Here is a 23,542-nt window from a genome sequence, read left to right as displayed (position 1 = left end):
GAAACCCGGCATCGAAAGATGCCGGGTTTTTTTATGGCGCGCCGGCGGCCAGGGCGATGCGCCGGCGCAGCCGCTGCGCGGCGTCCAGGTCCCCCGCCGCCTCGGCGCGGCGCGCCTGCACCCCCAGCCACGCGAGCAGCGGCCGGCGCCAGCCCTGGCGCGAGGCGGTGGCCTCGGCCGCGGCGATCATCCCCGGCGTGGCGCGGCCTGCGCGCAGCGCCACGCCCGCGGCCACCAGCCGCGACAGCGGGTCCTCGATGCGGGCGATGCTGTCGGCATCGGCGGCCTGCGTCGCCAGCGCCCGGTGGGCTGGCGGCAGCAAGGCCGCGCGCGCGGCGGGCAAGGGCTGGCCCGCCAGGTAATCGGCATAGGCCGCCTCGGGCGCCGCCGCGTCCGCGCGCAGCGCCTCGAAGCCCGGGCACGGCGCCGGTCCCAGGCTCGCGGCCTCCAGCGCGCAGCGCACCAGCTCGGCGCGCGCCACCTGCGTGGCATCCCCCGTGGCCGACAGGGCCGCGCGGGCTCGCGCGAACTCCGCCTCCGCAGCGCGCGAGGCGCCGGTGAGGAAGGCCTGCTGGTAACGCTCGATCGCGCCGTGGGCCTCGACCTGCCAGTCCGGCGCACGCGGCCCGCCGGCGCAGCCGGCCAGCACGGCACACAGGGTCGCGGCGGCCCGGTTGGCGGCGCGCCTCATGGCAGCTTCACCTCCGTCTCCCGCGCGAACGGCCAACGGCGCTGGATGTCGTTCAACAGCCCTTCGATCTTGCGCAGGTTCGCCTCGACCTCCCCGCGCAGCGCGCCCAGGTCGGTGGTGGCGCCGCGCAGGTTGGCGCCCACCGCCTGCGCCTCGGCCAGCACCGCGTCCACCCGGCGCAGGCTCGCCCGGGTGTCGGCGAGCAGTCCATTGAGCTGGACGATGGCGGCGCGCGCCTCCGGCACCGCGCCTTCGGGGCCGAAGACCTGGGTGTCGGCGCGGGCCGCCATCTGGTCGACCTTCGCGAGCAGGGCGTTGGCCCGCTGCAGCGCCTCGGAGAGCGCACGCGCATCCTTCTCGTTGCCCAGGAGCGCGCCCACCGCGCCCTGCGGCCCGCGGGCACGCTCGCTCACCGCCTGCAGGTTGGCCAGCGTCTGGCGCAGCGCGCCTTCCTGCGCGGTGAGGGCGACCACGTTCTCCAGCGCCTCGCGGGCGCTGGCGATCACGCGCGGGATCTCCGCAGTGGCGTCGCCGCGCAGCACGGGCCGCTCGGCGCCGTCGGGCAGCGGCGGGTCGGTGAGCACGCCGCTGAAGGCGCGGATCGCGGTGCCGCCCACGACCCCGCGCACCAGGGTGAAGACGCTGCTGGTGCGCAGCCAGTGCGCGTCCTTGCGCGCGACGTCGATCGTGATGCGGACATGGCCCTGCGCGCCCAGCTCCACCCGCCGCACGCGGCCGATCGGAAAGCCGGAGAAGGTCATGTCCATGCCCACCGCCACGCCCTCGGAGTCGTCGGTCACCAGCACCAGGGTCTGCGTGGGCTCGAACCAGCCGCGCGCATACAGCAGGTACAGCGTCGAGGCCACCACCAGCAGCGCCGCCAGCGCCAGCAGCCAGCGCGCCTTGCGCTCGACGTTCGCCACCGGCACCCCGTGCTCGGGCTCGGAGGCCAGGAGGGAGGATTCGTCCGGGTCCGCCATGGGCCGCCTCAGTAGTAGTTGCCCACCAGGGACAGGGCCTCGAGCAGCAGCAGCACGGCGAACAGGCGCACCAGCCCCTGGAGGGCCGCGCTCTCGCGCGAGCCGCGCGCCGGCGCCTCCTGCAGCGCGGTCGCCATCGGGATCACCGAGACCGCGAGCGCGAACAGCGCGGTCTTGAGCGCGAAGATCAGCGAGACCGGCCCGTCGAAGACATGGCCGAACACGCGGGTGTAGCCCGCGAAGCCGGCAGCGGTGAAGCCGTAGACCGCGAAGTAGGCGAGCACGGTGGCCACCGCGCAGCTCAGGGCCGCGAGGGTGATGGTCGAGAACATGCCCGCCAGCATGCGGGGCACGGCCTCCAGGGCCAGCGGGTCCAGCGCATTGGCGCGCCCGGCGCCGCTGGGGCGAGCCCGCCGCAGCGCCGCCAGCGCCGCGCCGTTGGGGATGGTGCAGCGCAGGGCCACGAACAGCGCCGCGACCAGGGGGATCAGTTCCAGCACCAGCACGCGGATCACCATCTCCAGCGCGTACCGCGACAGGCCATAGCTCTGTGCGGTGACGACGACGATGCGGGTGATGACCAGCGTGAGCAGCGCGCACAGCGCCGTGAAGCCGGCCAGGATGGGGGCGGTGTCCAGCACCAGGTGGCGGGCCAGCGCATGCCGCACGGCGGGGCGCCAGGTGCCGGGCGAGAGGGCCAGGGCGCAGAGCAGCGCGCCGGACCAGCCGATGCGCCCCCAGCCCGCAAGCCAGCGCAAAGGCACGCGCACGGCGCGCCGCAGGTCACGAACCCCCGCAGTGTTCGTCATGCGGTCGATGATAACGACCGCATGCCTCGCCGTGCAGGCCCGGCGCTCAGTTCATCGCACGCGCCCAGGAGCGCGACATCCCCGAGGGCTTGTCCTCCTCCGGGGGCAGGTAGATGGTGGTGCGGTCGATCTTGGCATCGAAGGCAGCGATTTCGGCGCTGGCGCTGCGGATCACGGCCCGGTCCAGCGGGTGGCATTGGCGCTGGCTCAGTCGGCTCAGTTGCTCGGACTGCCTCACCACCTGGCGCACGGCCTCGGGGTCGGTCATCAGGGCAAAGGGGTTGTTGGCCGTGGCATCAGTTCTCACGCGAAAGCTCCTTGGTCGAATCGTCCCGCCGGGTGGGATGCGGCCACTGTGGCAGATGGGGCGCGCGCCGCAGCGTCAGGGAGCGTCGTGACGAGATGTAGGAATCACGCTCTGCAGGCCGACACCGGGCTGTCGCGGCACCGTTGCACAATGGGGCCATGCCCTTCATGCCCGCCTTCATCGCTCCCATCCGCTACGAAGACCCCGACGAGGCGCTGCAGCAGGTGCGCCGCATCTACCAGCAGCAGGTGGACCACCTGCGCGACGCGGTGCAGCGGTTCACGGCGGGCGAGGCGCTGCCCGGGCGGGTGCGGGGCTGCTACCCCTACGTGCGCATCCACGTCGATTCCACCGTGCGGCCCCAGGCCACCGAGGCGCTCGAGAACCTGGGCCTGTCGTATGGCTTCGTCGCCGGCACCGGCCGCTTCGAGACCACGCTCACGCGGCCCGACCTGTTTTCCAGCTACTACCTCGAGCAGTTCCGCCTGCTGCGCCGCAACCACGGCGTGGAGCTGGAGATCGGCACCAGCACGCAGCCGATCCCGGTGCATTTCTCGTTCGCGGAGAACGACCACATCGAGGGCACGATGCCGCCCGAGCGCCGCGCGCTGATGCGGGACCTGTTCGACCTGCCCGACCTCGGCGCCATGGACGACGGCATCGCCAACGGCACCTGGGAGCCGGGGCCGGGCGAGCCGCAGCCGCTGTCGCTGTTCCCCGCGCCGCGGGTGGACTACTCGCTGCAGCGCCTGCGCCATTACACCGGCACCGCGCCCGAGTGGGTGCAGAACTTCGTGCTGTTCACGAACTACCAGTTCTACATCGACGAGTTCGTGCGCCTGGGCCACGAGGCCATGGCCGACCCGGGCAGCGAATACACCGCCTTCGTGGAGCCGGGCAACGTGGTCACGCGCCGCGCGGGCCTGGCCACGCCGGTGGACGGTCCCACCACCCCCGGCGTGGCACCGCCGCGCCTGCCGCAGATGCCGGCCTACCACCTCATTCGCCCGGGCCATGCCGGCATCACCATGGTGAACATCGGCGTGGGCCCGGCCAACGCCAAGACCATCACCGACCACATCGCGGTGCTGCGCCCGCACGCCTGGCTGATGCTGGGGCACTGCGCCGGCCTGCGGAACAGCCAGCAGCTCGGCGACTACGTGCTGGCCCACGCCTACGTGCGCGAGGACCACGTGCTCGACGAGGACCTGCCGCTGTGGGTGCCGATCCCCGCGCTGGCCGACATCCAGCTGGCGCTGGAGCAGGCGGTGGCCGACGTCACCCGCTGCCAGGGCGCGGACCTCAAGCGCATCATGCGCACCGGCACCGTGGCCAGCACCGACAACCGCAACTGGGAGCTGCTTCCCGGCAACCAGGCGCAGCGCCGCTTCAGCCAGAGCCGCGCGGTGGCCCTGGACATGGAGAGCGCCACCATCTCGGCCAATGGATTCCGCTTCCGCGTCCCCTACGGCACGCTGCTGTGCGTGAGCGACAAGCCGCTGCACGGCGAGATCAAGCTGCCCGGCATGGCCAACCGCTTCTACCGCGAGCGGGTCGACCAGCACCTGCGCATCGGCATGCGGGCCATCGAGATCCTGCGCGAGGGCGGCAGCGCGCGGCTGCATAGCCGCAAGCTGCGAAGCTTCAACGAGGTCGCCTTCCAATAACCCCCCGTCCGATCTGGGGGAGGGGGCCGGGGCAGGGGCCCCGCGCGACGGCCTCAGACCGGCGGGATCGCCCCCGCCAGCGTGGCCATCGCCTCGCCCAGTCGCACCGGCCGGGCCGGCGCCCAGTCGGCGTTGAAGGTGACCACGTTCTTCGGGAACAGCATCACCACGGTGGACCCGAGCAGGAAGCGGCCCATTTCCTGGCCCTGGCGCAGCACGATCTTCTGGTCGTCGTAGCGCCACTGGCGAACGTGGCCGGTGCGCGGCGGGTTCACCACGCCATGCCAGGCGGTGGCCATGCTGCCCACGATGGTCGCGCCGACCAGCACGTTCACGAAAGGGCCGTAGGGCGTGTCGAACACGCACACCACCCGCTCGTTGCGCGCGAACAGGCCGGGCACGTGCTGCGCGGTCAGCGGGTTCACCGAGTACAGGTCGCCCGGCACGTAGACCATGCGGCTCAGGCGGCCCTCGCAGGGCATGTGGATGCGGTGGTAATCCTTGGGCGACAGGTACAGCGTGGCGAAGTGGCCGTGGTCGAACTGGCGCGCCAGCGCCGCGTCCCCGCCCACCAGGGCGGTCGTGGAATAGCTGTGGCCCTTGGCCTGGAAGATCTGGTCGTGCTCGATCGGGCCGAACTGGCTGATCGCCGCGTCCACCGGGCACACGAAGGGCGCGTCGGCGATGGGCCGCACGCCGGGGCGCAGGGCGCGGGTGAAGAACTCGTTGAAGGTCGGGTAGGCGGCCGGGTCCGGGTTGGCGGCCTCCGACATGTCAACGCCGTAGCGTCGGATGAAGTTGCGGATGATGGCCTGGGTGACGGCGCCACCGCGCATCTCGGCGACGCGGCCGGCGAAGCGGGTCAGCAGCTGCTGGGGCAGCAGGTGCTGCATCTGGATGGAGAAGGGCAAGGACACGCGGGGCCTGGTCGGAGTGATCCCAAAATTCTACGGGCGCGCGGGGGTGCTCCCGGGCTGGGCCACAATGGTCGCCGATGCAGCCCGAGAACCTGTTCGAAGCCCGCCACCTGACCAAGCGCTATGGCAGCGAGACGGTGGTCGACGACCTGTCCTTCCACATCGCGCCGGGCGAGTGCCTGGGCGTGATCGGCCCCAACGGCGCCGGCAAGACCACCACCATCCGCATGTGCCTGGGCCTGACGGCGCCCGACGGCGGCGAGATCGAGGCCATGGGCCTGTCCATGCCGCGCGACGCGATGGCGATCAAGTCGCAGCTGGGCGTGGTCTCCCAGTTCGACACCCTGGACCCGGACTTCAGCTGCGCCGAGAACCTGCTGGTCTTCGGCCGCTACTTCGGCCTGCGCAAGTCGCAGATCCTCGAGCGCATCCCCCGGCTGCTGGAGTTCGCCGCGCTTTCGCACAAGGCCGACGCCCGCCCGGGCGAGCTGTCCGGCGGCATGCGCCGGCGCCTGAGCCTGGCCCGCGCCCTGGTCAACGACCCGCGCCTGCTGATGCTCGACGAGCCCACCACCGGCCTCGATCCGCAAGCCCGCCACCTGATGTGGGAGCGACTGCAGCTGCTGCTGCAACAGGGCAAGTCCATCCTCCTGACCACCCACTTCATGGACGAGGCCGAGCGCCTGTGCAGCCGCCTGCTGGTGATCGACCATGGCCACAAGATCGCCGAGGGCCGGCCCCGCGACCTGATCGCCCAGCACCTGGAACCCGACGTCGTCGAGGCCTACGGCAACGGCGCGCTGGGCCTGGCGGAATCGCCGGTGCGCGCGCTCGCCAGCCGCGTCGAGGTCAGCGGCGAGACCGTCTTCTTCTACACCCAGGACGCGCGCGCCCTGCTGGAGGCGCTGTCGGCGCACCACGGCCTGCGCACCCTGCACCGCCCGGCCAACCTGGAGGACCTGTTCCTCAAGCTCACCGGCCGGCAGATCCGCGAGGAGGGCTGACGATGCAGATGAACCCGTGGCGCGCGCCCGACCTCTCCCTGCGCTGGTGGCCCGTCTTCCTGCGCAACCTGCTGGTGTGGCGCAAGCTCGCCATTCCGAGCCTGGTGGGCAACATCGCCGAGCCCCTGATGTGGCTGGTGGCCTTCGGCTACGGCATGGGCGCGCTGGTGGGGCAGGTCGAACTGGGCGGCGCGCAGGTGCCCTACATCCTGTTCCTGGCCAGCGGCTCGATCTGCATGAGCGCGATGAACGCCGCCTCCTTCGAGGCGCTGTACTCCGCGTTCTCGCGCATGCACGTGCAAAAGACCTGGGACGGCATCATGAACGCCCCGGTCAGCCTGGACAGCGTGGTCCTCGCCGAGATGCTGTGGGCCGCCTACAAGGCCCTGTTCACCAGCACCGCCATCCTGGGCGTGATGCTGGCCCTGGGCATCAGCGCCAGCCCCAAGCTGGCGGTGGCCTGGGTGGTGCTGGGGCTGGTGGGCATCACCTTCTCCTGCATCGCGCTGATCTTCAACGCCTTGGCCAAGGGTTACGACTTCTTCACCTACTACTTCACCCTGTTCCTCACGCCCATGATGTTCCTCTCGGGCGTTTTCTTCCCGCGCGAGCAGCTGCCCGAGCTGGTGCGCCTGGCCTCCGACTGGCTGCCCCTGACCAACGCCGTCGAGATGGTGCGCCCCATGTTCATGGACCGCTGGCCCGAGCACCCGGTGCGCCACCTGCTGGTGCTGGCGGCCTATACCGCAGGCGCCTTCTGGCTCGCCCTGGGCCTGACCCGCAAGCGCTTCCGCGCCTGAACCCCGTCCACGCCATCACCCCGCGTGATACGGGTCTTTTCAATTGCGCACAATTTAATTTGGCAAAATTAGACTCATGCGACGCGAAGACCTCCCCACGGCCGACCAGGCGCTGCTGCTGGACAACCAGCTGTGCTTCGCCCTGTACTCGGCATCGCTGGCCATGACCAAGGTGTACAAGCCCCTGCTCGCCGAGCTGGGCCTCACCTACCCGCAGTACCTGGTGATGCTGGTGCTGTGGGAGCAGGACGGTGCCTCGGTCTCGGCCATCGGCGAGCGCCTGGCCCTGGACTCGGGCACGCTCACGCCCCTGCTCAAACGCCTGGAGGCCGCCGGCCTCGTGGCGCGCGTGCGCAGCGTCGAGGACGAGCGCCGCGTGGAGGTCGTGCTGACACAGGCCGGCCGCAAGCTCAAGGCGCGCGCCCGCCCCATCCCGGGCTGCATCGTCGATGCCAGCCAGTGCAGCCTGTCCGAACTCGCCGCGCTCGCGCGGCAGCTGAAGACCCTCCGCGGCCGCCTGGCCGCCTGACCTCCTGAAAGGAAGCCCCATGACCCAGCTCGAAAAAGTCGTCTACACCGCCAAGGCCCGTTCCACCGGCGGCCGCGACGGCGTTTCCCGCAGCGATGACGGCCGCCTCGACGTGCGCCTCTCGCCCCCCGGCCCCAACGGCGCCGGCACCAACCCCGAGCAGCTGTTCGCCGCCGGCTACTCCGCCTGCTTCATCGGCGCCCTCAAGCACGTGGCTCCCGGCATCGCCGGCGCGCCCCTGCCCGCCGACGTGGCGGTGGACGCCGAGGTGGACCTGGGCACCATCCCGGAGGCCTTCGGCATCGCCGTGCGAATGACCGTTCACCTGCCCTCGCTGGACCGCGCCGTCGCCCAGAAGGTGGTGGACGCCGCCCACAAGGTCTGCCCCTACTCCAACGCCACCCGCGGCAACGTCGACGTGCAGATCACCCTGGCTTGATCCGGCGCAAGCCCCGCATCAGGTTGGGGCGGGATGATGGTCATGGAGACAATCATGATCCTGGCCCTGCTGTCGGACATCCACGCCAACCTGCGCGCCTTCCGGGCGTGCCTCGAGCACGCCCGCGCCCACGGCGCGACCCGCTTCGCGCTGCTGGGTGACCTGGTCGGCTACGGCGCCGAGCCGGCCGAGGTCGTCGACATGGCCATGGCGCTGGCCGCGACCGGCGCCATCGTCATCCAGGGCAACCACGACAGCCTGGCCGTCCGCGGCGGCACCGGGCCCACCATCGCCGAGGTCGGCGCCGGCTGGACCCACGACCAGCTCTCAGACACCCAGCGCGCCTTCCTGGACGGCCTGCCGCTGCAGGCGGACTGCGCCGGCGCCCTGCTGGTGCACGCCAGCGCCGACGATCCCGCGGCCTGGCATTACGTCACCCACCCCACCCGCGCGCAGCGCAGCCTCGACGCCGCCCGCACCGTGCCCGGCGTGCATGTGGTCTTCGGCGGCCATGTGCACGCGCAGTGCCTGTGGTATGCCGGGCGCAGCGGCAGCCTGATGCCCTTCAAGCCGACGCCGGGCGCACCGATCCCGCTGCCGCGGCACCGGCGCTGGGTGGCCACCATCGGCTCGGTCGGCCAGCCGCGCGACGGCGACCAGCGCGCCGGCTACGCCCTGTGGGACGCCACCGGCACGACACCGCGCGTGGTCTTCCACCGGGTGCCCTACGACCACCTCGCGGCCGCAGAGGCCGTGGCCCGCACCGGCCTGCCCGCGAACTTTTCCGAGCGACTGAAGGAGGGACGATGAAGCTGCTGGCGCCCGGCACCGAGATCGACGGCTTCGTGGTGCAGGAGCTCGTGCATGCCGGCGGCATGGCGCACCTGTACCACGTGAAGTACGCCAGCGGCCGGCCCGACCCGGGCTTCCCGATGGTGATGAAGGTCCCGCGCATGGCGGGCGGCGACGGCGCCGAGAACATCGTGAGCTTCGAGGTGGAGCAGCAGATGATGCAGCGCGTGGCCGGCCCGCACGTGCCGCGCTTCGTCGCCGCCGGCGACCTCGCCCGCCTGCCGCACCTGGTGATGGAGTACATCCCCGGCCGCACGCTGCAGCAGCGGATGGACGAGGCCCTCGAGAAGCGCGAGCCGGTACCGGTGGACGAGATCGCGCGCCTGGGCGGCGCCATCGCCACCGCCTGCCACGCCCTGCACCAGCAGCACGCGGTGCACCTGGACCTCAAGCCGGCCAACGTGCTGCTGCGCCCCGACGGCGGCGCCGTGCTCCTGGACTTCGGCCTGAGCTGGCACGCCCATGTGCCGGACCTGCTGGCCGAGGAACTGCGTCTCGCGGTGGGCTCGCCCGCCTGGATCGCGCCCGAGCAGGTGGTGGGCGTGCGCGGCGACCTGCGCAGCGACATCTTCGCCATCGGCGTGATGCTGTACGAGCTGGCCACCGGCGAGCTGCCCTTCGGCGCGCCGGCCACCCCGGGCGGCCTGCGCCAGCGCCTGTGGATGGACCCGGTGCCGCCGCGCGCGCGCCGCGCCGACCTGCCGCCCTGGCTGCAGGAAGTGATCCTCAAGTGCCTGGCGCCCGAGGCGGCGCAGCGCTACCCCTCGGCGGCGCTCCTGGCCTTCGACCTCGCGCACCCCGAGCAGGTCCAGGTGACCGAGCGCGGGCAGGCCACGAAGGGCACCTCCTGGCGCACCCACCTCAGGCGCTGGTTCCGGGCCGCGGGCATGCACTACCAGCCCAGCCCGCTGCCCGCCGAGCAACTCGACCAGGTGCCGATCGTGATGGTGGCCGTGCCGCACCGCGACGTGAGCGACAGCACCCTGTACTCGCTGCGGGCCGCCACCTCGCGCTCGCTGGGCATCCGCCCTGGCGCGCGCCTGGCCTGCGTGACGGTGATCGCGCCCGACGACGACGAGACCCTGCACCAGCGCGAGCACCTCGAGCGCCTGCGCCGGTGGTCGGAGGGCGTGAAGCTGGAGGGCCACCAGGTTTCATACCACGTGCTCGAGGCCTCCGACGTGGCGCAGGCGCTGATCGCCTACGCCGAGGGCAACCACGTGAGCCTGCTGGTGATCGGCGCGGCCACCCACGGCCTGTCGCTGCAGCGCCTGGTCGCCACCGTGCCCACGCGGGTGGCGATGGCGGCGCCGTGCAGCGTGCTGCTGGTCAAGCAGGACGCGCCCTTCGCGCGGCTCGGCGCGCAGGCCCCGGAGCCGGTCGGCGCCGCAGACGCCTGACAATCGGGGGGATGGCCTCCCACCCCTACGAAACCCTCACCCCCGACGTCGTGCTCGACGCGCTGGCCAGCGTCGGCCTGTACGGCGACGGCCGCCTGCTGGCCCTGAGTTCCTACGAGAACCGCGTCTACCAGGTCCACCTGGAGGACGCCGTGGAGGGCCACGCCCAGGTCGTCGCCAAGTTCTACCGGCCGGGGCGCTGGAGCGAGGCCGCCATCCTCGAGGAGCATGCCTTCGCCGCGGAACTCGCGGCGGCCGAGGTCCCTGCGGTCCCGCCCCTGGTGCTGGAGGGCCGCACCCTGCACCAGCACGCAGGCTTCGCCTTCAGCGTCAGCCCGCGCCGCGGCGGCCGCGCCCCCGAGCTGGACGACCCCGAGGTGCTCGAGTGGATCGGCCGCTTCCTCGCCCGCATCCACGCTGTCGGCGCGCGCCGGCCCTTCGCCGAGCGGCCGACGCTGGACGTGCAGTCCTTCGCCCGCGAGCCGCGCGAGTGGCTGCTGGCGCACCAGGCGATTCCACTCGATGTCGAGTCGGCCTGGGTCCGCCAGTGCGACCTCGCCATCACCGCCATCGAGGAGGCGTTCGCCGCCTGCCCGGTGCCCGCGCTGCGCCTGCATGGCGACTGCCACCCCGGCAACATCCTGTGGACGCCGGACCAGGGCCCGCACTTCGTCGACCTCGATGACGCCCGCATGGGCCCCGCGGTGCAGGACCTGTGGATGCTGCTGTCCGGCGAACGCCACCAGCGCCAGCGCCAACTCGGGGCGCTGCTCGATGGCTACGACGAGATGCGCGAGTTCAACCGGCGCGAACTTGCACTCATCGAGCCCCTGCGCACGCTGCGCCTGATCCACTACAGCGCCTGGCTCGCGCGGCGCTGGGACGACCCGGCCTTTCCCCACGCTTTCCCGTGGTTCGGCAGCAGCGACTACTGGCGCGGCCAGGTGCAGATGCTCGAGGAGCAGCTCGAGGCGATGGCCGAGCCGCCGCTGGTGGCCTGAGGCGCGGGACCGGGCGGGCTGTCACCTGGGCGGCGGCCTGCGGGAAACCCCTGTCCTGCGGCGGGCCGTCCGCTTCCTAGCATGGCCGCACGGCACGCCAGATGCCGGCCATTCCAGGAGACAAGACCATGCAACGCCGACACCTCGTCGCCGCCGCGGCGCTGGCCGCCCTGTGCGGCGGCGCCGCCGCCCAGGCGCCGTTCCCCAGCAAGCCCCTGACCATGATCGTGCCCTTCCCGCCCGGCGGGCTGGCGGACATCGTCGCCCGCCCCGTCGCCGAGGCCATGGCCCGCGAACTCGGGCAGCCGGTGGTCATCGAGAACCGGGGCGGCGCCGGCGGCGGCATCGGCATGGGCCTGGCCGCCAAGGCGCCGGCCGACGGCCACACCCTGCTGATGGCGCTGTCCTCGTACAGCGTCCTGCCCGAGGCCGACGCGCTCACCGGCAAGGCGCCCCTCTACACCCACGCCGCGCTGCGCCCCATCGCTCGCTTCACCGCCGATCCCACGGTGCTGGCGGTGCGCGCCGAGTCGCCGTGGAAGACGGTGCAGGAGTTCGTCGACGAGGCCAAGCGCCGGCCCGGCGCCCTCAACTACGGCTCCTCGGGCAACTACGGCACCATGCACGTGCCCATGGAGATCCTGGCGCAGACCGCCGGCATCCGCATGACGCACGTGCCCTTCACCGGCGCGGGCCCCGCGGTGGTGGCCCTGCTGGGCGGGCAGATCGACGCGGTCTCCTCCGGCCCGGCCACGGTGCTGCAGCATGTGAAGGCGGGCAAGCTGCGCGTGCTGGCCCACTGGGGCAACGGCCGGCTGGAGGCGCTGCCCGAGGTGCCGGCCCTCAAGGACGCCGGCTACAACGCCGAGTACGCGCAGTGGTCCGGCCTGTTCATCCCCGCCGGCGTGCCCGAGCCGGTGGCCCAGCGCCTGCGCGCCGCGGCCCGCGCGGCGGCCCAGGACGCCCGGGTGCGCGAGGTGATCGGCAACGCCGGCAGTCCCATCCTGTACCAGGACACGCCGGACTTCGAGCGCTATGTCCAGGCCGACGTGCGCCGCATGGCGGAGGTCGTGCGCAAGATGGGCAAGGTCGACTGACCTCGCCCCGGGCGGGCGCTCAGCCCGCCAGCAGCGCGTTCACGCGCTTCACGTAGGCTGCCGGGTCCTCCGGCAGGCCGCCCTCGGCCAGCAGGGCCTGGTCGAACAGGATCTGCGCGAGGTCGTGGAAATGCACCGAACCCTCCAGCTTCTTCACCAGCGGGTGGCCGGGGTTCACCTCGAGCACCGGCTTGGCATCGGGCACCGGCTGGCCGGCCTGTTTCAGCATGCGCGCGAGCTGCATGCTCATGCCGCCGTCGCTGGCCACCAGGCAGGCCGGTGAGTCGACCAGGCGGCTGGTGGCGCGCACGTCCTCGGCGCGGTCCTTGAGCGCCTCCTTGAGCTGCGCGAGCAGGGGCTTGAACGCCTCGGCGGCTTCCTCGGCGGCCTTCTTCTCGGCCTCGTCCTGCAGCTTGCCCAGGTCGAACGCGCCCTTGGCCACGGACTGCATCGGCGTGCCGTCGAACTCGGTCAGGAAGTTCAGCGCCCACTCGTCGACCCGGTCGGTCATGAGCAGCACCTCGATACCCTTCTTGCGGAACACCTCCAGCTGCGGGCTGTTCTTCGCCGCGGCCAGGGTGTCGGCGGTGATGTAGTAGATCGCCTCCTGGCCTTCCTTCATGCGGGCCTTGTAGTCGGCCAGCGAGACGCCCACCGTGTCGCTGGTGGTGGAGGCGAACCGCAGCAGCCTGGCCAGGCGGTCGCGGTTGGCGGCGTCCTCTCCCAGGCCCTCCTTGAGGACCGCGCCGAACTCGGCGTAGAACTTGCCGTACTTGGCCTTGTCCTCGGCGGAAGCGGACTCGTCCTTCTCGTGCTTCGCCAGTTCCTCCAGCATGGACAGCACGCGCTTGGTGGAGCCTTCGCGGATCGCGCGCACGTCGCGGCTTTCCTGCAGCAGCTCGCGCGAGACGTTGAGCGGCAGGTCCGAGGAATCAACCACGCCCTTGACGAAGCGCAGGTACACCGGCATCAGCGCCTCGGCCTCGTCCATGATGAAGACGCGCTTGACGTACAGCTTCACGCCCGCCTTCTTGTCGCGGTTCCACAGGTCGTAGGGGGCATGCGCCGGGATGAACAGCAGCTGCGTGTACTCGGTGTTGCCCTCGACTCGGTTGTGGGCCCAGGCCAGCGGCGCCTCGTAGTCGTGGCTGATCGCCTTGTAGAACTCGGCGTACTGCTCGGGCGTGATGTCCTTCTTCGGTCGGGTCCACAGGGCGCTGGCCTGGTTCACCGTCTCCCACTCGTCCGTGAGGACCATGCCGCCCGGCTGGCCGTTCTCGCCCTCCTTCCACTCCTCCTTGCGCATGCGAATGGGCAGCGCGATGTGGTCGGAGTACTTGGCGATGATGGACTTGAGCTTCCAGGTGGCGAGGTAGTCGCCGGCGTCCTCGCGCAGGTGCAGGATGACGCTGGTGCCGCGCTCGGCGCGGGTCATCGCCTCGACCTCGAACTCGCCGGTGCCGCCGCTGCTCCAGCGCACGCCCTCCTCGGGCTTGAGGCCGGCGCGGCGCGACTCCACCGTGATGCGGTCCGCGACGATGAAGCCGGAGTAGAAGCCCACGCCGAACTGGCCGATCAACTGGCCCTGCTCGGTGGCCGAGGCCTTGTGCTCGGCAGACAGGCGGCCGAGGAAGTCGCGCGTGCCGCTCTTGGCGATGGTGCCGAGGTTGTCGATCGCCTCCTGCTGCGACAGGCCGATGCCGGTGTCGGTGATGGTCAGCGTGCGAGCCGCGGTGTCGAAGTGCACGCGCACCTCGAGTTCGGGCTGGTCCTCGTACAGGGCGTTGTCGGCCAGGGCCTCGAAGCGCAGCTTGTCGCAGGCATCGGAGGCATTGGAGACGAGCTCGCGCAGGAAGATTTCCTTGTTGGAGTACAGGGAGTGGGTGACGAGGTGCAGCAACTGCGCCACCTCGGCCTGGAAGGACAGGGTCTGTTTCTGGGTCATCGTCGTTCTGGGTTCGTGTGACAGGCCGCCCGGGAAGGCCGGCCGCGTGCGGCAGGTGGGGGCGCGCCGCCGGGTTTCAAGCCACCCCCGCTCCAGCTGGACAGTCAGGAATTCAACATAAAGTATTCATTACATTGGCCAGCTTTCGCCCGCCGGCACCCCCGCCGGCATCCACCACCCCCACCGAGGATCCCCATGAAGAACCGCCTCCTGCTGGCATTCCTGACCCTGGCCGCCGCCGCCGCGCACGCCGACTCCCGTGACCTCACCGTCAAGGCCGAAGTCGAGGCCCGCTGCAAGTTCACGTCCGGCACCCTCAGCATCGACCTCGGCAAGCTCGACCCCTCCGCGGGCGGCGAAAAGACCGCCGGCGCCGTCCTGACCTATGAATGCACCTACGGCGTGAAGCCCTCCGCCATCCAGGTCGGCACGCAGGCCGCCGGCAGCTACAGCGGCAAGATGAAGCTCAAGGACTCCGCCGGCGGCGCCAACCAGGAGTTCGCCTACCGCCTGAGCTGGCCCACGGACTACGCCGCCGGCATGGGCTTCACGCCCGGCGCCGGCCCGTCGCCGACCCGCGTGGGCATCGACATCAATGCCACCGTCGCCGAAGGCGCGTACTCGCTGACCAAGGCGGGCGCCTACGAAGACACGGTGTCCTTCACCATCACGCCCTGAGCCCCTGGCGTATGCCTGCCCCGGCCACGCACAGGCGCCGGGCCGCCCGCCGGGCGGCCGCCGCCGGACTGCTCGCCCTGCTGGCCGCCGCGCCGGCCTGGGCCTGCCGGTTCACGGCGGGCGGGCAGGCGCTGAACCTGGGCACGCTGCGGCCCTCGGAGGGAAGCGAGGTCCGCGCCAGCGTGCACTTCACCGCCAGCGACTGCAGCGACCGCGAGCTCGCCCAGCTCCACGTCGCGGCGGACAACCAGGTCCTGGGCAACGGCGCCGTGACGCGCCACCTGAAGCAGCCCGATGGCCCCTCGATCGCCTACACCCTCTCGCGCAGCCTCGGCCCGGTCGTGAACCGTACCCGCACCCTGTCCCTCCACGCGGTCCTGCCGGCGGGCAGCTACAGCCGTGCCCGCGCCGGCCGCTACGAGGACAGCCTCGTCGTCTGCCTGACGCCCTGAGCGTCGCCACTGCGGCCGGCCCGACCCGGCCTTCCTGCCATGCCGATCCTCTCGCTGCCGCCCGCGGTCGCCCGCCGGCTCCTGTCCCTGGGCCTCGCCATCCTGGGCCACCTGCCCGCCGGCGCCCATGCCGGCGCCTTCTCCGTCTCCCCCATGCGCCTGGAACTCGGCGGCGCCGTGCGCAGCGCCGCCCTGACGGTGCGCAACGAGGACACCGCACCCATGGCGTTCCAGGTGCGCGCCATGGCCTGGTCCCAGGACGATGCCGGGCAGGACACCTACGAGGAGTCGCCTGAACTCGTGCACTTCCCGCGGATGCTGCTGCTGTCCCCGGGCCAGGAGGGCGTGGTGCGCATCGGCCTGCGCCAGCCGCTGACGCAGGTCGAGAAGGCCTTCCGCCTCTTCGTCGAGGAGCTGCCGCCGCCGGCCCGGGCGCCCGCCGGCGAGCCGTCGCAGGCCCCGACCCAGGTACGCATGCTCGTGCGCTTTGGCGCGCCGGTGTTCGTGCGGCCGCTGCAGCCGGTCGCCCGCCTCGAGGCGGAGGGGCTCGCGGTCACCGCCGGCGAGGTGCGCTGGCGCCTGCGCAACGACGGCAACCGCCACGAGCGCCTCGAGGCGGTGCGCGTGCGCGGCTTCGACGCACGCGATGCCGAAGTGTTCGATGGCCAGGCCGGCCCCGGCTACCTGCTGGCCGGACGCTCGCGCGCCTTCGCGCTGGCCATGCCGCCCGAGGCCTGCCGCCGCATCGTCCGCCTCTCGCTGGAGGTGCGCACCCACGCCGTCGACCTGCGCCGCGCCCTGCCGGCGGACGCAGCCGCATGCCCGTGACCGCCCGCGCAGGCGCGCTGCTGCTGGCGTTGGCCGCGTCGCTCGCGGCGATGCCGGCCCGCGCGCAACCCGAACCGATGGTGCTCGCGGTCACCGTCAACAGCGAGCGGCGCGGTGACCTGTTCGTGCTGCGCGAGCCCGACGGCCGCCTGCTGCTGCGGCAGGACGACCTGCCGGCCCTGGGCCTGCAACCGCCGCCGGAGGCGGCGCGCGTCCAGGTCGACGGGGAGGCGCACCTGCACCTGGACCGGCTCGCCGGGCTGTCATGGACGCTCGACGAGCGCGCGCTGCGCCTGGACCTCCTGGCCGAACCCCGCCTGCTGGCGCGCACGGCGGTCGATGCCGCGAACCGCGCGCCGCGGCTCGAGCAGGTCGGCCAGGCCAGCGGCTTCCTGAACTGGGCGATCCAGCACACGCGGGGCGACGTCGCGCGTGCCGGGCCCACCTATTCCCTCGAGGGCGGTGCGCGCCTCGGGCCGGTGCTGCTGCAGGCCACGGGGCATACCGCCACCGTCGGCAGCCGCCGCTTCATCCGCCACGCCACCAGCCTCACCGTCGACCGTCCACAGGACCTGCAGCGGTGGACGGCGGGCGACCTGTTCACGACGCCCGCCGAACTGGGTGGCGGGGTCGCGCTGGGCGGGCTGTCGGTCTCGCGCCATGCCGGGCTGGACCCGTACCGCCGCCATCACCCGCTGGGCGTGGTGCAGGGGCAGGCCAGCCTGCCCAGCGAGGTGGAGGTCTACGTGGACGGCCAGCGGGTGCGCAGCGAAAGGGTGCGGCCCGGCGAATTCGAGATCCGCGACCTCGACCTGCGCCCCGGCGCGCGTGACGTTCAGGTCCTGGTGCGTGACCCCTTCGGCCGCACCACCACGACACCCTACGCGTTCTACGCGAGCCCCGAGCTGCTGCGCCCCGGCCTGCACGACTACCAGTACGCCATCGGCGCGCTGCGCCGCCGCCTCGGCGAGGCCGGCAGCGACTACGGCGCGCCGGCGTTCTCGGCCTGGCACCGCCGGGGCCTGTCCGACGCGCTGACCCTGGGCGCCCATGCCCAGGGCCGCGGCGGCCTGCTGCATGCGGGCCCGATGGCCACCGCGCGGCTTGGCGCGGCCGGCGTGCTGTCCGCGACGGCGGCCTGGAGCCGGTGGGCCGGCCGGCCCGGGCGGGCCCTGTCGCTGCGGTACCAGTACGAGGCCGAGGCCTGGGCGGCCGGCGCGGCGTGGCGGCACGAATCCGCCGGCTACGCGGTCCTGGCCGAGCCGGTCGCCCCCAGCCACCGCAGGAACGCCATCGCCCTGCACGCGAGCCGCTCCTGGCCGCAGGCCGGCACGCTGTCGATCAGCCGCACGCGCCAGACGGTGCACGAGGCGCCGGCGGGCGACACCGCGCCATGGCGGTCGCCGCGCGATGCGACCGCGCTCGGCTACAGCGTCTTCCTGCCGCAGTGGCGGGCCGGGCTGCGCGCCGGCATCGCCCGCGTGCGGGACGACCGCGGCCCGCACCTCGAGGTGCGCCTGGGCCTGACGCTGCTGCTCGACGACCGCCGCACCGCCACGCTCGAGACGCGGCAGGCCGGCGGCGAGTCGCACGATGCGTTGCAGCTGCGCCGCCACCTGCCCGCCGGGCCGGGCTGGGGCTACGACCTTGCCGCCGAACGCCTGCGGCCGGCCGGTGGCGTGGACGCCGACGAGGCCTGGCGCGCCGAGGCGCAGTACCAGGGCAGCCAGGCGCTGCTGCGCGGCGGCTGGCAGCGCGCCGGCGCGCAGGACGAGCTGCGCTTGTCGGCCAGCGGCGGCATCGCCTGGGTGGACGGCCGCGCCTACCTGGCCCGGCCGATCCGGGACGGCTTCATCGTGGCGCGCGTGGGCCAGGCGCTGGCCCAGGTCCCGGTGACCCTGGGCGGCGAGGTGGTGGGCACGAGCGACGGACGCGGCGAGGTCCTACTGCCCGAGGTTGCGGCCTTCCGCGAGGCCGAGGTCGGCATCGACCCGCAGGGCCTGCCGATCGACCACACGGTGCCACGGCTGCAGCGGCGCGTGGTGCTGCCGGCGCGCACCGGCGCGGTGGTGGATTTCGGCGCGATCCGGGTGCGTGCCGTGTCCACCCGGCTGCGCGACTCCCGGGGCCCCGTGGCGGTCCTGCCGGTGCGGATCGACGCGGCGGGCCTGGTGATCGAGACGCTGACCGGCAGCGACGGCACCCTCTACCTGGAGAACCTGCCCCCGGGCCGCCATGCCGGCGTGGCCGGCGTGGCGCCGGCCGCCTGCGCCTTCACGCTCGACGTGCCGGCAGGCGACGAGCTCCTGGCCGACCTCGGCGAGTTGCGCTGCGCGCCCTGAGCCGCGCGCTCAGAACCGCTCACCCGGGCCCAGGTAGCGCCACTGCCCCTGCGGCAGCTGGCCCAGCATCACCCGGCCGATGCGCACCCGCTTGAGGCCCACCACCTTCAGGCCCACCAGCTCGCACATGCGGCGGATCTGGCGCTTGCGGCCCTCCTTCAGAACGAAGCGCAGCTGCTCGGGGTTCTGCCAGTCCACCCGGGCCGGCTTGAGCGCCTGCCCGTCCAGGCTCAGGCCGTGGCGCAGCAGCGCCAGCTTGGCGGCGGGGAAGGCCTTTTGCACGTCCGCCGTGATGTCGCCGAAGCTCACCCGCACCAGGTACTCCTTCTCGACGTCGGAATCCTCGCCGATCAGCTGGCGGGCGACGCGGCCGTCCTGCGTGAGCACGAGCAAGCCGGTGGAGTCGATGTCGAGCCGGCCGGCCGGCGCCAGGCCGCGCAGCTGCGCGGGCGCGAAACGCGTCTTCGACGGGTCGCCTCGCCAGTGGGTGCGCCCCTGCACCAGGGTCACCGCGGGTTCATGGCCGTCCTCGGCCTGGCCGCTGACGTAGCCCACCGGCTTGTGGAGGATCACCGTGACACGCTGCGCCTGCTGGCCTCGCGCCGCCGGGTCGACCTCGATGCGCGCCCGCGGCCCGACCTGCAGGCCCATGGTCGCGACCTGGCCGTCGACCCGCACCCAGCCGCGGGCGATCCAGTCGTCGGCCTCGCGGCGGGAGCACAGGCCAAGGTCGGCCATGCGCTTGTTGAGGCGGGTGGTGGGGGCGGCAGAGTCGGTCATGGGAGAGCGCGATTATCGGTTTGTGTGCATTGCTTCCGTTTCCCGGGCGTGGCCGTGGGTCCCCGGGAGGGACTTGCTCCTATGATCGCGCCCCCGGCCCCGCCCAAGGAGCGCGCATGGACAGGATCTGGCTTCGCCACATGTACTTCCCGCCGCCCCCTGCGCCCCCGCAGCCCCCGGCAGGCCCCGTTGACACCGGCAGCGCGGACCTGCGTTGCCCGCAGCCCCAGGCGGTGCAGGCACGCCTGCTGCCCCATTCGCAGGAAGGGCCCCCGCCGCGGAAGGACCCGCAGGCCCTCGCCAAGGCCGCCGTCGCCACGGCCATCGGCCAGGGCTCCTGCTTCGGCCTGGCGTTCGCCCTGAGCAACCACCTGCGGCTGCGCGGCAACCCGGCGGTGGCGGGCGTCGCGGGCTTCGTCCTCCCCAGCCTGGCCGGCTACCTCACCGCGCCGGCCCAGCGCGCCCTGTTCGAGGCCCTGGACTTCCAGTCCACGCAGCCACCCCGACGCGCCCGCTGGCACGAGTTCATTCCATCGGTGTGCATCTACACGGTCAACATGCTCTATGCGAACGCCCGCTTCCTGCCGCGCCCGGTGCCGGGGACGCCGGGCGCGGCCCTCACGACGCTGGCCCTGTCCATGGCCGGCACCGCCGCTGCCGGCGTGGCCTGCGAAGCCTCGGCGCAGTGGGCCGGCGGCCGACCTGCCCCGATGCCCGATGACGACGAGATCCGGCGCACCGCCGTCGGCCGCGCCCTGAGCCTGGTGCCCATGGGGCTGGCGAACCTGCGCCTGGTCGCGCACGTCACCCACCTGGGCCGTGTGCCGGAGGCCCTGCGCATGCAGCCGCTGCAGATCGGCCTGTTCACCTGGGGCGCGCTGCGCAAGGACCTCATGCCCCCCGGCCCCGATGGAGACCTTCCCCATGGCGCACACCCGGCCCGACCCGCAGGCACCTGACCCGGGCGCCTCCCCGGCCGCCCCCGGGGCGCTGCCGGGGATCGAGGAGATCCTCGTCCGCCTGTGCGCCCGCCTGGGCGTCGGCGACGCGCAGGCCGCGGACATCGTCGCCTCGGGCTGCCTGAACATCGAGGGCGTCGACTTCGCCCTGCGCGTGAACGAGGCCAACCAGCACCTGGAGTTCTTCGGAGACTGCGGCACCCCGGTGCCCGGCGAGCAGGCCGACGTGTTCTGCCACCTCCTGGAGGAGGCGCTGTCCAACGACCTGCCGGCGCTGTGCTTCGCCCGCCACCCGGGCTCCGGCCACCTGGTCGCCAAGGGCAGCCTCGCGCTGGCCGGCCTCGACCCCGACGGCTGGCTGCTGACGGCCTTACTTGTCAGTTGCCTGACAAAGATCAAGGCACTCCAGGGAAGGTTCGCACTTCTGCCTTAAGGGATTCGGCAAATTACCGAGGCCTCATCCGGCGGAATGGACTAGCATCTTTGGGTCATATATCCCCCGGAGTTTCCCAGATGAAGTCATTCATGAAGATCGTCCCCCTGGCGGTGCTGGCCCTGGCCGGCGTCGGCAGCCAGGCTGCCGACTTCCCCGCGAAGGACAAGCCCATCACGATCATCGTCCCGTTCACCGCCGGCGGCCCGACCGACCGGGTGGCACGTGACCTCGCCGAAGCCATGCGCAAGCCGCTGGGTGGCGTGACCATCGTCATCGACAATTCCGCCGGCGCCGGCGGCTCGATCGGCGCCAACAAGGTCGCCAAGGCCCAGCCCGATGGCCACACCCTGCTGCTGCACCACATCGGCATGGCCACCATGCCCACCCTGGTGCGCAACATTCCCTTCAAGGTCGAAAGCGACTTCGAGTACCTGGGCATGATCAACGACGTGCCCATGACCTTCGTCGCCCGCCCGACCCTGCCTGCCAACAACTTCAAGGAAGTGGTGGCCTGGATCAACCAGAACAAGGGCAAGGTCAACCTGGGCAACGCCGGCGTGGGCTCGGCCTCGCACCTGTGCGGCCTGCTGCTGCAGAACGCCCTGCAGATCGACATGACGACCGTGCCGTACAAGGGCGCCGCCCCGGCCATGACCGACCTCATCGGCGGCCAGATCGACCTGATGTGCGACCAGACGACCAACACCACCTCGCAGATCGAGGGCAAGAAGGTCAAGGCTTACGCCGTCAGCACGCCCAAGCGCATCAACACCCCGGCGCTCAAGGACCTGCCCACCCTGGACGAGTCTGGCCTGAAGGGCTTCTCCGTGTCGGTCTTCCACGGCCTGTACGCCCCCAAGGGCACGCCCGCCGACGTGCAGAAGAAGCTGAACGACGCGCTCAAGGTCGCCCTGAAGGACCCCGAGTTCATCAAGAAGCAGGAAGGCCTGGGTGCCGTGGTGGTGTCCGACCGCCGCAGCGACCCGGCCGAGCACAAGAAGTTCGTCGCCGCCGAGATCGCCAAGTGGAGCCCGATCATCAAGGCCGCCGGCGTCTACGCCGACTGAGCCTGGCGCGCCGCGCCTGTGCGCGCGTGACCTCGAGGCCGCCTCCGGGCGGCCTTTTTCATGGCCGTGCCGGATTGCCGTTTACACGGATGCGCGGAGCGGGCCGCCCGGTGCAGGATGCTCCCGACAAGAGCAACACCCCAAGGAGAAACGCGTGACCGCCGAATACCTGCCGCGCCGCCGGCTCGCCCTCGCATCGCTCGCTGCCGCCGCGTTCGCGCCGGGTGCGTGGGCCCAGGCTGCCGCCTGGCCAACCAAACCCGTACGCATCCTCGTGCCGTTCGCCCCGGGCGGCACCACCGACATCCTGGCGCGCGCGCTCGCCCCGGAGCTGAGCAAGGCCTTCGGCCAATCCTTCGTGGTGGAGAACCGTGGCGGCGCGGGCGGCAACATCGGCGCCGAGCAGGTGGCCAAGTCGCCGGCCGACGGCTACACCCTCCTCATGGGTACCGTGGGCACCCACGGCATCAACCGGGCGCTCTACGACAAGCTGCCCTACGACCCGTTCAAGGACTTCGCGCCGATCACCCTGGTGGCCGGCGTGCCCAACGTCATGGTCATGGGCACCGACAAGGCCAAGGCGCTGGGCGTCAACAGCGTGCAGGACTTCATCCGCGTGGCCAAGTCCCGCCCCGGCAAGCTGAACATGGCCTCCAGCGGCAACGGCACCTCGATCCACCTGGCCGGCGAGTTGTTCAAGAGCATGACCGGCACCTACATGGTCCACTTCCCGTACCGCGGCTCGGGCCCGGCGCTGCTGGACATGATCGCGGGCAACATGGACGTGATGTTCGACAACCTGCCCTCGTCGATGGCGCAGATCAGGGCGGGCAAGCTCAAGGCGCTGGCCGTCACCAGCCTGGAGCGCTCCGCGGCCCTGCCCGATGTGCCGACGATCGAGGAGGCCGCCGGCCTCAAGGGCTTCGAGGCCACCTCCTGGTTCGGCCTGCTGGCGCCGGCAGGCACGCCGGCGGACATCATCCAGCGGGTCCAGCAGGAAACGGCCAAGGCGCTGGCCACGCCGGCGATGAAGGAGCGGCTCCTGGCTCAGGGCGCCATCCCCAGCGGCAACACCCCCGCGGAGTTCGCGAAGCTGATCGAGTCCGAGCACCGCAAGTGGGCCCAGGTGGTCAAGGTGTCGGGCGCGAAGGTCGACTGATCGCGCCGCCGGCGGGCCAGGCGCGCCTCGGGCAACGGGGCACCCCAGGCGTTACGGGCGCCTCGGCCGTGCGCCTCAGACGCCCCAGACGATCTCCCGGTCCGCCTTCTCGCAGCGGCGCAGCATCTCGATGAAGGGATGCGCGCGCTGGCGCAGGCTGATGGCCTCGAAGCGCGGCGGCGGCTCGCCCTTGGCGCGGGCTTCCTCGATCGCGGCTTTCTGCTGCGCCTCCTCCTCGGCGACGGCGCGTTCGAGCGCCGTGGCGGCGGCTGCCATCTCGGGCGGCTGGATGATGCCCGTGGGCGACGGGTCCTTGCCGATGATCTTCAGGATGCGGCGGCCGGTAGGCTCGAGCATCACCAGGTCGCCGGCGGCCTTGGACTTGAACTTGAACAGCATGACG

At 72.1% G+C, this 23,542-nt stretch carries 25 protein-coding genes; 17 read left to right on the top strand and 8 right to left on the bottom strand.

Annotation, left to right across the window (positions count from 1 at the left end; genetic code table 11):
• Nucleotides 1–31 precede the first annotated feature (31 nt).
• Genes ACFQZY_RS13340 through ACFQZY_RS13325 form a run of 4 tightly spaced genes read right to left on the bottom strand, consistent with a single transcriptional unit; the run spans nt 32 to nt 2,787 of the window.
• Nucleotides 32–691, bottom strand: coding sequence for a hypothetical protein (locus ACFQZY_RS13340; protein WP_377416534.1), 660 nt, complete (start codon nt 689–691; stop codon nt 32–34).
• Complete coding sequence (locus ACFQZY_RS13335; RefSeq protein WP_377416532.1) at nt 688–1,671, bottom strand: MlaD family protein; 984 nt, start codon at nt 1,669–1,671, stop codon at nt 688–690. Before ACFQZY_RS13335 ends, ACFQZY_RS13340 begins: the two co-directional genes overlap by 4 nt.
• An 8-nt stretch (nt 1,672–1,679) precedes the next feature.
• Nucleotides 1,680–2,480: an MlaE family ABC transporter permease gene (locus ACFQZY_RS13330; RefSeq protein ID WP_377416530.1), complete on the bottom strand. Its 801-nt coding sequence runs from the start codon at nt 2,478–2,480 to the stop codon at nt 1,680–1,682.
• Nucleotides 2,481–2,526: 46 nt separating this feature from the next.
• A complete protein-coding gene (locus ACFQZY_RS13325; RefSeq protein WP_377416528.1) occupies nt 2,527–2,787 on the bottom strand; it encodes a hypothetical protein in 261 nt (86 codons plus the stop codon).
• A 158-nt stretch (nt 2,788–2,945) separates the two neighbouring features.
• Here ACFQZY_RS13325 and ACFQZY_RS13320 point away from each other — a divergent pair, with 158 nt between their 5' ends.
• Nucleotides 2,946–4,454, top strand: a complete 1,509-nt coding sequence (locus ACFQZY_RS13320; RefSeq protein WP_377416526.1) for an AMP nucleosidase — start codon at nt 2,946–2,948, stop codon at nt 4,452–4,454.
• 53 nt (nt 4,455–4,507) lie between these two features.
• Here ACFQZY_RS13320 and asd read toward each other — a convergent pair whose 3' ends face one another.
• Nucleotides 4,508–5,347, bottom strand: a complete 840-nt coding sequence (gene asd / locus ACFQZY_RS13315) for an archaetidylserine decarboxylase (RefSeq protein WP_377416780.1) — start codon at nt 5,345–5,347, stop codon at nt 4,508–4,510.
• Nucleotides 5,348–5,448: 101 nt separating this feature from the next.
• On the opposite strand from asd, the gene ACFQZY_RS13310 reads away from it, so the two are divergent.
• From ACFQZY_RS13310 to ACFQZY_RS13275, 8 genes are all read left to right on the top strand, one after another.
• Nucleotides 5,449–6,375 carry an ATP-binding cassette domain-containing protein gene (locus ACFQZY_RS13310; protein WP_377416524.1) on the top strand — a complete coding sequence of 309 codons (927 nt, stop codon included), beginning with the start codon at nt 5,449–5,451 and terminating at the stop codon, nt 6,373–6,375.
• A 2-nt stretch (nt 6,376–6,377) separates the two neighbouring features.
• The gene (locus ACFQZY_RS13305; RefSeq protein ID WP_377416522.1) at nt 6,378–7,175 is read left to right on the top strand and encodes an ABC transporter permease; all 798 of its coding nucleotides are present in this window, start codon (nt 6,378–6,380) and stop codon (nt 7,173–7,175) included.
• A 76-nt stretch (nt 7,176–7,251) separates the two neighbouring features.
• Nucleotides 7,252–7,704: a MarR family winged helix-turn-helix transcriptional regulator gene (locus ACFQZY_RS13300; protein WP_377416520.1), complete on the top strand. Its 453-nt coding sequence runs from the start codon at nt 7,252–7,254 to the stop codon at nt 7,702–7,704.
• A gap of 19 nt (nt 7,705–7,723) precedes the next feature.
• Nucleotides 7,724–8,143: an organic hydroperoxide resistance protein gene (locus ACFQZY_RS13295; RefSeq protein WP_377416518.1), complete on the top strand. Its 420-nt coding sequence runs from the start codon at nt 7,724–7,726 to the stop codon at nt 8,141–8,143.
• 54 nt (nt 8,144–8,197) lie between these two features.
• A complete protein-coding gene (locus ACFQZY_RS13290; RefSeq protein WP_377416516.1) occupies nt 8,198–8,953 on the top strand; it encodes a metallophosphoesterase family protein in 756 nt (251 codons plus the stop codon).
• Nucleotides 8,950–10,395 (top strand): serine/threonine protein kinase, encoded by a 1,446-nt coding sequence (locus ACFQZY_RS13285; protein WP_377416514.1) that lies wholly within the window; start codon nt 8,950–8,952, stop codon nt 10,393–10,395. Before ACFQZY_RS13290 ends, ACFQZY_RS13285 begins: the two co-directional genes overlap by 4 nt.
• A gap of 11 nt (nt 10,396–10,406) precedes the next feature.
• Nucleotides 10,407–11,396 carry a serine/threonine protein kinase gene (locus tag ACFQZY_RS13280; RefSeq protein WP_377416512.1) on the top strand — a complete coding sequence of 330 codons (990 nt, stop codon included), beginning with the start codon at nt 10,407–10,409 and terminating at the stop codon, nt 11,394–11,396.
• Nucleotides 11,397–11,524: 128 nt separating this feature from the next.
• The gene (locus tag ACFQZY_RS13275) at nt 11,525–12,493 is read left to right on the top strand and encodes a tripartite tricarboxylate transporter substrate binding protein (protein WP_377416510.1); all 969 of its coding nucleotides are present in this window, start codon (nt 11,525–11,527) and stop codon (nt 12,491–12,493) included.
• A gap of 19 nt (nt 12,494–12,512) precedes the next feature.
• Here ACFQZY_RS13275 and htpG read toward each other — a convergent pair whose 3' ends face one another.
• A complete protein-coding gene (htpG, locus tag ACFQZY_RS13270; RefSeq protein WP_377416508.1) occupies nt 12,513–14,438 on the bottom strand; it encodes a molecular chaperone HtpG in 1,926 nt (641 codons plus the stop codon).
• A gap of 195 nt (nt 14,439–14,633) precedes the next feature.
• Here htpG and ACFQZY_RS13265 point away from each other — a divergent pair, with 195 nt between their 5' ends.
• Genes ACFQZY_RS13265 through ACFQZY_RS13250 form a run of 4 tightly spaced genes read left to right on the top strand, consistent with a single transcriptional unit; the run spans nt 14,634 to nt 18,738 of the window.
• Nucleotides 14,634–15,116: a spore coat protein U domain-containing protein gene (locus ACFQZY_RS13265; protein WP_377416506.1), complete on the top strand. Its 483-nt coding sequence runs from the start codon at nt 14,634–14,636 to the stop codon at nt 15,114–15,116.
• An 11-nt stretch (nt 15,117–15,127) separates the two neighbouring features.
• Nucleotides 15,128–15,568 carry a hypothetical protein gene (locus ACFQZY_RS13260; protein ID WP_377416504.1) on the top strand — a complete coding sequence of 147 codons (441 nt, stop codon included), beginning with the start codon at nt 15,128–15,130 and terminating at the stop codon, nt 15,566–15,568.
• 39 nt (nt 15,569–15,607) lie between these two features.
• On the top strand, nt 15,608–16,396 hold the full coding sequence (locus ACFQZY_RS13255) for a molecular chaperone (RefSeq protein ID WP_377416502.1): 789 nt from the start codon (nt 15,608–15,610) through the stop codon (nt 16,394–16,396).
• A complete protein-coding gene (locus ACFQZY_RS13250; protein ID WP_377416500.1) occupies nt 16,387–18,738 on the top strand; it encodes a fimbria/pilus outer membrane usher protein in 2,352 nt (783 codons plus the stop codon). The genes ACFQZY_RS13255 and ACFQZY_RS13250 overlap by 10 nt, the downstream gene beginning before the upstream one ends.
• A gap of 9 nt (nt 18,739–18,747) precedes the next feature.
• Here ACFQZY_RS13250 and ACFQZY_RS13245 read toward each other — a convergent pair whose 3' ends face one another.
• Nucleotides 18,748–19,518, bottom strand: coding sequence for a pseudouridine synthase (locus tag ACFQZY_RS13245; RefSeq protein ID WP_377416498.1), 771 nt, complete (start codon nt 19,516–19,518; stop codon nt 18,748–18,750).
• Nucleotides 19,519–19,634: 116 nt separating this feature from the next.
• Between ACFQZY_RS13245 and ACFQZY_RS13240 the strand changes: the two genes are divergently transcribed.
• The 4 genes from ACFQZY_RS13240 to ACFQZY_RS13225 all read left to right on the top strand — a co-directional run bounded on the left by ACFQZY_RS13240 (nt 19,635) and on the right by ACFQZY_RS13225 (nt 23,139).
• On the top strand, nt 19,635–20,477 hold the full coding sequence (locus ACFQZY_RS13240; protein WP_377416496.1) for a hypothetical protein: 843 nt from the start codon (nt 19,635–19,637) through the stop codon (nt 20,475–20,477).
• On the top strand, nt 20,443–20,910 hold the full coding sequence (locus ACFQZY_RS13235) for a hypothetical protein (RefSeq protein ID WP_377416494.1): 468 nt from the start codon (nt 20,443–20,445) through the stop codon (nt 20,908–20,910). Before ACFQZY_RS13240 ends, ACFQZY_RS13235 begins: the two co-directional genes overlap by 35 nt.
• 80 nt (nt 20,911–20,990) lie before the next feature.
• A complete protein-coding gene (locus ACFQZY_RS13230) occupies nt 20,991–21,980 on the top strand; it encodes a tripartite tricarboxylate transporter substrate-binding protein (RefSeq protein WP_377416492.1) in 990 nt (329 codons plus the stop codon).
• A 154-nt stretch (nt 21,981–22,134) separates the two neighbouring features.
• Nucleotides 22,135–23,139 carry a tripartite tricarboxylate transporter substrate binding protein gene (locus ACFQZY_RS13225; RefSeq protein WP_377416490.1) on the top strand — a complete coding sequence of 335 codons (1,005 nt, stop codon included), beginning with the start codon at nt 22,135–22,137 and terminating at the stop codon, nt 23,137–23,139.
• Between the two features lie 75 nt (nt 23,140–23,214).
• On the opposite strand, the gene ACFQZY_RS13220 is transcribed toward ACFQZY_RS13225, so the two are convergent.
• Nucleotides 23,215–23,538, bottom strand: coding sequence for a DUF1840 domain-containing protein (locus ACFQZY_RS13220; protein ID WP_377416488.1), 324 nt, complete (start codon nt 23,536–23,538; stop codon nt 23,215–23,217).
• Nucleotides 23,539–23,542: the final 4 nt, after the last annotated feature.

It is taken from the genome of Ramlibacter sp. GCM10027632 (assembly GCF_042675325.1).
Classification (GTDB): domain Bacteria; phylum Pseudomonadota; class Gammaproteobacteria; order Burkholderiales; family Burkholderiaceae_C; genus Ramlibacter.
Note: the sequence above shows the minus strand (reverse complement) of the source record. Positions and strands in the feature narration are given on the sequence as shown.